Below are 8,733 nucleotides of genomic sequence, written 5' to 3'. Positions count from 1 at the left end.
GTTGTAGTTCACGCGCGGTTCGGCGCCGAACTCCGTGATGTCGTAAAGGTCGGGTGCCCGTTCCAGCAATTCTTCCACGGCGCGGATGCCGGCCATGCCATTGCCGATGACAACCAGCCGGGGGCGGCCCGATGGGACATTGTTGGCGGCCGGTGGGGCGGAGAAGGGGGTCATGTCTGGCTCCATCCATCTCTTGCGCAAAAAATGCGCAATAAAAAAGGCGCCCGACCGTGCATCGTCCCCCGCCTGGGGACAGTCACACGTTCGGACGCCATTATCCGGTGGGGCCCGGCCTTGGACCCCCTATATCTGCCCTCCCCGCCGGGAAGGGCCGTCGCAACGCTGCATCGCCTTGCGCCGCATCCCTATTTGCGAATGGCGTGCCAAGGTGGCAACCCCTTGGAATTGTTGGATTCAGGGGGTGGGCGAGGGGTGCCGGATGCGGTTCGTCTGCCGATATTTAAGGCAGCGTGAGGCATGTGATGCATTTTTATGCAGCCGTGGCACGGGATGGCGGGGCAAAGTCCCGGAATCCCGCGCCTGCCCCCGCTGGCACGGCCATTGCTGAATGAAGACTGTCCCGAGGCAGGGATATTCCATCGTCCAACGGCGGACGACCAGGCAGAGGCGGGGGTATCCCCCGTCGCAACGCATGGCCGCCGACCGGGAACCGGCAGGCGGCCCGGACGACAAAGGCAGCAACGATGGATATCCGCAACAAGGCCAGCCGCATCGATCTGTTCACGCTGAAAAGCGTGCAGATGCGGGCCTTTCACATGACATGGTTCGCCTTCTTCCTGTGTTTTTTCGGCTGGTTCGGCATCGCCCCGCTGATGGCCGTGGTGCGTGACGATCTGGGCCTGAGCAAGGGACAGATCGGCAATATCATGATCGCGTCGGTGGCCATCACCGTGGCCGTGCGCCTGATCATCGGGCCGATGTGCGACCGGTTCGGGCCACGCCGCACCTATACGGGCCTGCTGGCCCTGGGGTCGGTGCCGGTCATGTGTGTGGGCCTTGCCGACAGTTACGAGACCTTCCTGCTGGCGCGGCTGGCCATCGGCGCCATTGGCGCCGCCTTTGTCATCACGCAGTATCATACCTCGGTGATGTTCGCGCCCGGCGTCGTGGGCACGGCCAATGCCACCACGGCGGGCTGGGGCAATCTGGGCGGTGGCATCACGCAGATGGTGATGCCGCTGGTCCTGACCGGCATCCTGTTCCTGGGCGTGGACAAGACGCATGCCTGGCGGCTGGCCATGGTGGTGCCGGGTCTGGTGCTGCTGGTCGCGGCCCTGGCCTATTGGCGCTTCACCCAGGATTGCCCGGACGGTGATTTCAAGGATTTGCGCGCCGCCGGCCGTCTGCCGCCCGCCGGTGGGGGGAAGGGCAAGGGCGGGTTCCTGACGGCCCTGTCCGATATCCGCGTCTGGGCCCTGTTCATTGCCTATGGAGCCTGTTTCGGCGTTGAACTGACCCTGCACAATATCGCGGCCATCTATTTCTTCGACACGTTCAAGCTCGACCTGGCCACCGCCGGCATCATCGCGGGCCTGTTCGGATCGATGAGCCTGTTTGCCCGCACGCTGGGCGGCTTTCTGTCCGATCGCTGGGCCGGGCAGGCGGGGTTGCAGGCCCGCGTGCGGCTGCTGTTCCTGGTGCTGTTTGCCGAAGGTCTGGCGCTGATCCTGTTCTCGCAGATGACTGTGCTGTGGGTGGCGGTGACGGCGATGTTGTTCTTCTCCCTGTTTGTGCAGATGGGCTGCGGTGCCACTTTCGGCATCGTGCCGTTTGTGAACCGCAAGGCGCTGGGGTCCGTGTCGGGCATTGTCGGGGCCGGCGGCAATATGGGGGCGGTGGCGGCCGGCTTCCTGTTCAAGGCGGAGGGCATTACCTATCAGCAGGGGTTGCTGTATCTGGGCATTGCGGTGACGCTGGCCTCTTTGCCAACGCTGCTGATCCGGTTCACGGAGGGTGTGGTGGAAGAGGTGCGGGGCGTGGTCCCCGTGCCGGCGGAGTGAGGGTGGCAGACACAAGCATGGCCAACACCGAACCCAATATCCTGGTCATCGATGGCAATCCCGACCGCGCCGCCGTGGTGGAGCGTGGGCTGGTGGAGGCGGGGTGGGTCCGCGTCAGCACGATCGGCCCCTCGGTCAATCTGCTGGCCCGCATCCAGGCGCTGGCGCCCGATGTCATCATCATCGATCTGGAAAACCCGGACCGCGACACGCTGGAACAGATGTTCCAGGTCAGTCGCGTGGTCCAGCGGCCCATCGCCATGTTTGTGGATCAGAGCGACAGCCACATGATCCATGCCGCCATCGATGCGGGCGTCAGCGCCTATGTCGTGGATGGTTTGCGCCAGGACCGGATCAAGCCGATCGTGGAGACGGCCATCACCCGCTTCAACGCCTTCGACCGGCTGCGGCGGGAACGGGACGAGGCGCAGTCCAAATTGCAGGACCGCAAGCAGGTGGAAAAAGCCAAGGGCCTGCTGATGAAACATCGCGGCCTGTCGGAGGAGGACGCCTACAATCTGATGCGGCGTACCGCCATGAAACAGAACCGCAAACTGTCCGACATCGCGCAGAGCGTGATAACCGCCTTCGAGATGGAGATTTGAGAATGGCCGAGATCGTCAAGCTGGGCTTCGCGCCCCTGGTGGATTGCGCCATTCCCGTCGTGGCGGCGGAAAAGGGCTTCGCGGCCGCCCAGGGTATCGACCTTGTCGTGGAACGCGCGCCTTCCTGGGCGGCGTTGCGGGACAAGCTGGCCTTCGGGCTGGTGGATGGGGCGCATATCCTGGCACCGCTGGCCCTGGCCCTGCATCACGGCATCGCGGGGGTGCCGGCCACACCCGTGCTGGTGCCGGTGTCGCTGGGCCTGGGCAATAATGCGATCACCGTGTCGCTGGATCTGTATGAACGTATGGTGGCCGTGGCACCGGATGTGATGGCGGGACCGGCCGCCCTGCGTGCCCGTGCGCTACGCCCCATCATCGATGCCGACCGGGCGGCGGGCAAGCCGTTGCTGTCCTTCGTCACCGTGTTCCATTTCTCGTGCCATCATTACGAGTTGCTGAAATGGCTGGCCGACGGCGGGATCGACGGGGGCCGCGAGGTGAATATCGGCGTCATCACGCCGCCCCGCATGGTGGAAAGCCTTACCGCCGGCTGGATCGACGGTTTCTGCACTGGGGAGCCCTGGAACCAGCGGGCCGTGCAGCGGGGCGTGGGCAAGGTGGTGGTGACCAAGGCTGATATCCGGCCCGACGGTCTGGAAAAGGTGCTGGGCCTGCGTACCGATTGGGCGGAGGAGCATCCGGCCAGGGTTGCTGCCCTGGTCCGCGCCATCGTGAATGCCGCTGAGTGGAGCCGCGACCCCGGCAACCGCGCGGAACTGGCCCGGCTGCTGGCAGAGGCGCAATATGTTGGCCTTTCCGCCGACCTGATCGAGCTGACCTTGCGGGGCGCCATCCCCGCCCCCAACCGCAACCGTCCCGACGTGGCCGATGCTTATCGCCTGCTGCTGGAAATGACGGCGGCCGGGCAGATCGACCTGTCAGCCGACGACCGCACTGCACTGGCCGAGGCGGTATGGCGGCCGGATCTGTATGACGAGGCGATGGGCATCTGAGCAGGCGCGCGGTGCGAATGGGAAATTGCGGTTCAGATTGCTTCCAATCTGGAAACGTATCTGTCTGGATATATTGAGGGATAGCTGCATTCAATCGTATTTTCACCCCTGTTAGGGCGGATTAATAGCCATAAATCGGGTGTGTATCATCTTTGATTTATCGCAATTCTGGCCTGATTTCATATCCGGGCAAGGGGGCGCAGAGTGCTTAAAGTCATTATCAATTTGTCGATAAAAATAAAATTAGCTCTGTCTTTTACTGCTATCCTTATAATTATAGCATTAATGGGAATATTTGTAAATTATGAGCTTTCGGTTGTGCGCAAGACCACCGAATGGAGCACACATACTTACAAAGTTCTCGATAGTATTGACGCTGTCGTGATGGGAATGGTGAACCAGGAAACCGGTTTGCGTGGCTATCTTCTTTCTGGCAAGAAGGAATTTCTGGAACCCTATGCGGCCGGCGGGAAGCTTGCGGCGGACAGTTGGCGGCAGGCGAAGGAACTGACCAAGGACAATCCGGCCCAGCAGAAGCGGCTGGACGATTTGAAACTGGCCATGGAGAAATGGCAGACGGGCGTTGCTGATCGGGAGATCGCGTTGATGGCCAATCCTGCCACGGTGCAGGCCGCCCGTGACATGGAAGCAGGTGGTGCGGGGAAAGCTTCGTTCGACAACCTGCGTCGCATCGCCGAAGACATCCGGGAGGTGGAGCGTCAGCTGCTGGAAGTCCGGGCGGGGAACCAAAGCAATGCGCTTGATGCTTCCGGAACGGCGACGTGGGCAGGTATGGCGGCGGCGTGCCTCCTGTCCATCCTGTTCGGTTTCCTGCTGTCCCGCGGCGTGAGCACCCCGGTCGTCGCCATTTCCGGCGTGATGCGCCGGTTGGCCGCGAATGACAAGGCGGTGGACGTGCCGTATCGCCAGCGCCGCGATGAGATCGGGGAAATGGCGGCGGCGGTCCAGGTCTTCAAAGAGAATGCCATCGAGATGGAGCGCCTGCAGGCCGCCCAGGAGGCGCAGAAGGCCACGGCCGAGGCCGAACGCCGCGCCGGCATGCTGAAGCTGGCGGATGCGTTCGAGGCACGGGTGAAGGGTGTCGTGGAGACGGTAGCGTCGGCCGCGACGGAGATGCAGGCTACCGCATCTGCCATGTCCGGCACGGCGGAGGAGACGAGCCGTCAGGCGATGGTTGTCGCGTCGGCGTCCGAACAGGCGTCCGCCAATGTCCAGACCGTCGCCAGCGCCACGGAGGAATTGTCATCTTCCATACAGGAAATCGGACGTCAGGTATCGACCTCCAGCCAGATCGCCGGTCAGGCGGCGGTGGAGACCAAGCGCACCTCCGACACCATGGTGGCTCTGGTCACGGCGGCCCAGCAGATCGGTGATATTATCAAACTGATCAATGAAATCGCTGGGCAGACCAACCTTCTGGCGCTGAATGCCACGATCGAGGCGGCACGCGCCGGTGATGCGGGCAAGGGCTTCGCCGTCGTCGCGTCGGAGGTGAAGGCACTTGCCAACCAGACCGCCCGCGCGACCGATGAAATTCAGGCGAAGGTCACCGAAATCCAGTCGGCAACCGGCGGCGCCAAACTGGCGGTCGAAGGTGTCGAAAGGACCATTGACCGGTTGAACGAAATCTCCGGCAACATTGCCGCCGCCATTGAACAGCAGAGTGCCGCCACGCGGGAGATTTCCTCCAATGTTCAGCAGGCAGCGCATGGCACGCAGGAGGTCAATACCAACATCTCCGGCGTAAGCCAGGCGGCGTCGGAGGCCGGTGCGGCGGCGACCCAGGTTCTGGGTTCGGCGAATGGTCTTTCGCGGGAGGCTGAGATTCTACGCCGCGAGGTGGAGAGCTTTATCGCCACCGTTCGCGCTGCGTAAAACGCAGTTGAGTAAAGCCATCGGTGGGCGCAGGAGAGCCGCCGCCCACCGATGGCATTGGGGTTACGCCGCTTCGGGTTTCGCATGCCGTTCATAGAGAAACCGCAGCACCGACGCCCGGTAGCCGATGTAACGGGCATCGTCGGACAGGTCCAGCCGGCGGCGGGGGCGGGGCAGGTCGACCGTCAGCACCTCGCCGATGGTGGCGGACGGGCCGTTGGTCATCATCACGATCCGGTCGGACAGCAGCACAGCCTCGTCCACATCATGGGTGATCATGATGACGGTGCTGTTCAGGCGGGTCTGGATTTCCATCACCGTGTCCTGAAGATGGGCGCGGGTCAGGGCGTCCAGCGCACCGAACGGTTCATCCATCAGCAGAACCTTGGGTTCCATGGCAAGCGCGCGGGCGATGCCCACGCGCTGCTTCATGCCGCCCGACAATTCGTCGGGACGCTTGTCCACCGCATGATCCATATGGACCAGCCGCAGATTGTGCAGCGTCCAGTCATGGCGTTCGGCCGCCGACTTGGATGACCCGAACACCTTGTCCACGGCCAGCCGCACATTCTGGTACGCGGTCAGCCAGGGCAGCAGGGAATGGTTCTGGAACACTACGGCGCGATCGGGGCCGGGGCTGTTCACCTCCTGCCCGTCCAGGATGACGCCGCCGGCGGTGCAGCGGGTCAGGCCCGCCACGATGTTCAGCAAGGTGGACTTGCCACAGCCGGAATGGCCGATGATGGAGACGAACTGCCCCCGATCGATGCTCAGGTTCACGTCGGTGACAGCGTGGAAGACACGGCCGCCGACGCGGAAATCCATGCCGACATTCTCAAGGGAAAGGTAGGGATGGGTCATGCTCGTCTCCTCGTCCTTACCCGACCTTGCGGCCGGCGATACGGTTGCCGATCAGGGTGATCACGCGGTCCAGCAGGAAGCCGACAAGGCCGACATAGACCAGCGCCAGGATGATTTCGCTCATCAGGGAACTGTTCCAGGCGTCCCAGATGAAGAAGCCGATGCCGACGCCGCCGATCAGCATCTCCGCCGCCACGATGGCCAGCCAGGACAGGCCGATGCCGATCTTCAGCCCGGTGAAGATAAAGGGAACCGAAGAGGGCAGCATGATGCGGAAGAAGAATTCCAGCGGCGACAGGCGCAGCACGCGGGCCACATTGCGGTAATCCTGCGGGATCTGCCGCACGCCCACGGCCGTGTTCAGAATGATCGGCCAGATAGAGGTGATGAAGATCACGAAGATGGCCGACGGGTCGGCCTGGCGGAAGGCTGCCAGCGAAATGGGCAGCCAGGCCAGCGGCGGGACCGTCCGCAGCACCTGGAAGATCGGGTCCAGCCCCCGGAAGGCCAGGCTGGATTGTCCGATCAGCACGCCCAGTGCGATGCCGGTGATGGCCGACAGGGTGAAACCGACGGCGACCCGCTTCAAACTGGCGGCCAGATGCCAGAACAGGCCCTTGTCCACGCCGCCATTGTCAAAGAAGGGATCGATGATCAGTTCCCAGGTGTCGGTGACCACCCGCGACGGCGGCGGCAGGGAGGAACCGGCCCCCCGGCAGGCCAGTTCCCAGATGCCCAGCAATGTGACCAGGGCCACGATGAGGGGAAGCAGATCGAAAAGCTTGGCCCGTGCCTGCAGCAGGGCCGATTGCAGGGTGGCGGCCAGGGCGGAAAGCCCGCCGCCACCCTGCACCCGTGCCACGACACTATTCTCGCTGATCGTCGACATGTTTATTTCCTCCCCAGAACTCAGGCGATACGCTTGATGCCGAGCGATGCGAGATAGGCCGCCGGGTTGGCGGGATCGAAGGTGCGGCCGTCGAAGAATTTCTCCACGCCGCGCGAGGGGCCGGCCGGAACGTCGGCGGCCCCGACGATTTTCGCGGCGTCACGCCACAAATCCTGGCGGTTGACCTTGGCGATCAGAGCCTTGGTGTCCAGATCGGCGGGCAGATAGCCCCAGCGCTGATCCTCGGTCAGGAACCAGAGGTCATGGCTCTGATACGGATAGGAGGCGTGGTCGCGCCAATATTTCATGATTTCGGGGCTGTCCTTGACCACACGCCCGTCGCCATAATCGATGGTGCCCGTGGCGCGGCCCAGAATGTCCTCCACCGGCGCCTTGAACCATTCACGGCCCGAGACGATCTGGCACATCTCCTCCTTGTTCTCCGGCTTGTCGCACCAGATCTGCGCCTCGATCACGGCGGCCAGCAGGGCCTTGGCGGCGTTGGGGTTCTTTTCCACCCAGTCGGCGCGCATGGCGAAGCTCTTTTCCGGATGGTCGTGCCACAGCTCGCCCGTGGTCAGCGCCGTGAAGCCGATGCCCTGGTTCACCAGCTGGGCGTTCCAGGGTTCGCCCACACAGAACGCCTCCATCGTATCGACCTTCATGTTGGCCACCATCTGCGGCGGCGGCACCACGATGGTGGAGACATCCTTGTCCGGGTCGATGCCGTTGGACGCCAGCCAGTAGCGCATCCACAGGTCATGCGTGCCGCCGGGGAAGGTGACGGCACACTTCACCTCCTTGCCCTCCGCCTTGGCCTTGGCAAAGGCTTCCTTCAGGCCGGTGGCCTTGGTGGTGATGCCCATGCCCTTGTACCGGTTAGCAACGGAGATGCACTGGCCGTTGGTGTTCAGCCGCGCCAGGATGGCCATGGGCAGCGGCTGGTTGTTCTTCGTCACCTTGCCCGTGGAGATCAGGTAGGGCATGGGGGTCAGGATATGCGCGCCGTCGATACCGCCGGCCGCCGATCCCAGTTCCAGATTGTCGCGGGTCGTGCCCCAGCTTGCCTGTTTCACGACATTCACGTCGGGCATGCCGTATTTGGCGTACAGGCCCTTCACCTTGGCCACGATCAGCGGTGCGCTGTCGGTCAGGGCGATGAAGCCCAGCGTGGCGCCCGTGACCTCCGGCGCGGCGGCGGCCCAGGCGGCCCCACCCGGCAGGGCGGTGCGCGCGGCGGTCAGGATGGCGGCGGCGCCGGCGGCCTTTGCCGTATTGGTCAGCAGCGAACGGCGGGTCAGGCCGGCGGGGGATTTGTCGGTCTGGCTCATGATGCGCGGGCTCCCTGTTTCCGGCTGGTGGCCGGGCTGAAAATGAAAACGGCGCTCCGACGACATCCAGGGGCGATAAAAGCCCGTGCAGGTCATCGGAGCGCCGTTGCTCCAGGC

General features: G+C 63.6%; 7 protein-coding genes. 4 read left to right on the top strand and 3 right to left on the bottom strand.

The features are described 5' to 3' along the window. Nucleotides 1-704: 704 nt before the first annotated feature. The 4 genes from KBA48_RS14445 to KBA48_RS14430 all read left to right on the top strand — a co-directional run bounded on the left by KBA48_RS14445 (nt 705) and on the right by KBA48_RS14430 (nt 5,535). Nucleotides 705-2,021 carry an MFS transporter gene (locus KBA48_RS14445; protein WP_292907508.1) on the top strand — a complete coding sequence of 439 codons (1,317 nt, stop codon included), beginning with the start codon at nt 705-707 and terminating at the stop codon, nt 2,019-2,021. A 17-nt stretch (nt 2,022-2,038) separates the two neighbouring features. Continuing rightward, nucleotides 2,039-2,626, top strand: coding sequence for an ANTAR domain-containing response regulator (locus tag KBA48_RS14440; protein WP_292907506.1), 588 nt, complete (start codon nt 2,039-2,041; stop codon nt 2,624-2,626). 2 nt (nt 2,627-2,628) lie between these two features. Further along, nucleotides 2,629-3,639, top strand: coding sequence for a CmpA/NrtA family ABC transporter substrate-binding protein (locus KBA48_RS14435; protein WP_292907504.1), 1,011 nt, complete (start codon nt 2,629-2,631; stop codon nt 3,637-3,639). Between the two features lie 204 nt (nt 3,640-3,843). Continuing rightward, complete coding sequence (locus KBA48_RS14430) at nt 3,844-5,535, top strand: CHASE3 domain-containing protein (RefSeq protein ID WP_292907503.1); 1,692 nt, start codon at nt 3,844-3,846, stop codon at nt 5,533-5,535. Between the two features lie 63 nt (nt 5,536-5,598). On the opposite strand, the gene KBA48_RS14425 is transcribed toward KBA48_RS14430, so the two are convergent. From KBA48_RS14425 to KBA48_RS14415, 3 genes are read right to left on the bottom strand one after another with little or no spacing between them, the layout of a single operon-like run. After that, a complete protein-coding gene (locus tag KBA48_RS14425) occupies nt 5,599-6,396 on the bottom strand; it encodes an ABC transporter ATP-binding protein (RefSeq protein ID WP_292907502.1) in 798 nt (265 codons plus the stop codon). Nucleotides 6,397-6,412: 16 nt separating this feature from the next. Continuing rightward, nucleotides 6,413-7,285, bottom strand: coding sequence for a nitrate ABC transporter permease (ntrB, locus tag KBA48_RS14420; RefSeq protein WP_292907500.1), 873 nt, complete (start codon nt 7,283-7,285; stop codon nt 6,413-6,415). A gap of 20 nt (nt 7,286-7,305) precedes the next feature. Then, nucleotides 7,306-8,616, bottom strand: a complete 1,311-nt coding sequence (locus KBA48_RS14415) for a CmpA/NrtA family ABC transporter substrate-binding protein (RefSeq protein ID WP_292907498.1) — start codon at nt 8,614-8,616, stop codon at nt 7,306-7,308. Nucleotides 8,617-8,733 lie beyond the last annotated feature (117 nt).

The organism is Niveispirillum sp., assembly GCF_017996735.1.
Taxonomy (GTDB): Bacteria; Pseudomonadota; Alphaproteobacteria; order Azospirillales; family Azospirillaceae; genus Niveispirillum.
The sequence above is the reverse complement of the archived record's forward strand: the minus strand, read 5'-3'. Positions and strand labels throughout refer to the sequence as shown.

What these genes read in the sequence shown, in the direction of transcription:
- KBA48_RS14435 (WP_292907504.1), top strand. Translation starts at nt 2,629, where the DNA reads ATGGCCGAGATCGTCAAGCTGGGCTTCGCGCCCCTGGTGGATTGCGCC.
- KBA48_RS14440 (WP_292907506.1), top strand. Translation starts at nt 2,039, where the DNA reads ATGGCCAACACCGAACCCAATATCCTGGTCATCGATGGCAATCCCGAC.
- KBA48_RS14445 (WP_292907508.1), top strand. Translation starts at nt 705, where the DNA reads ATGGATATCCGCAACAAGGCCAGCCGCATCGATCTGTTCACGCTGAAA.
- ntrB (WP_292907500.1), bottom strand. Translation starts at nt 7,285, where the DNA reads ATGTCGACGATCAGCGAGAATAGTGTCGTGGCACGGGTGCAGGGTGGC.
- KBA48_RS14415 (WP_292907498.1), bottom strand. Translation starts at nt 8,616, where the DNA reads ATGAGCCAGACCGACAAATCCCCCGCCGGCCTGACCCGCCGTTCGCTG.
- KBA48_RS14425 (WP_292907502.1), bottom strand. Translation starts at nt 6,396, where the DNA reads ATGACCCATCCCTACCTTTCCCTTGAGAATGTCGGCATGGATTTCCGC.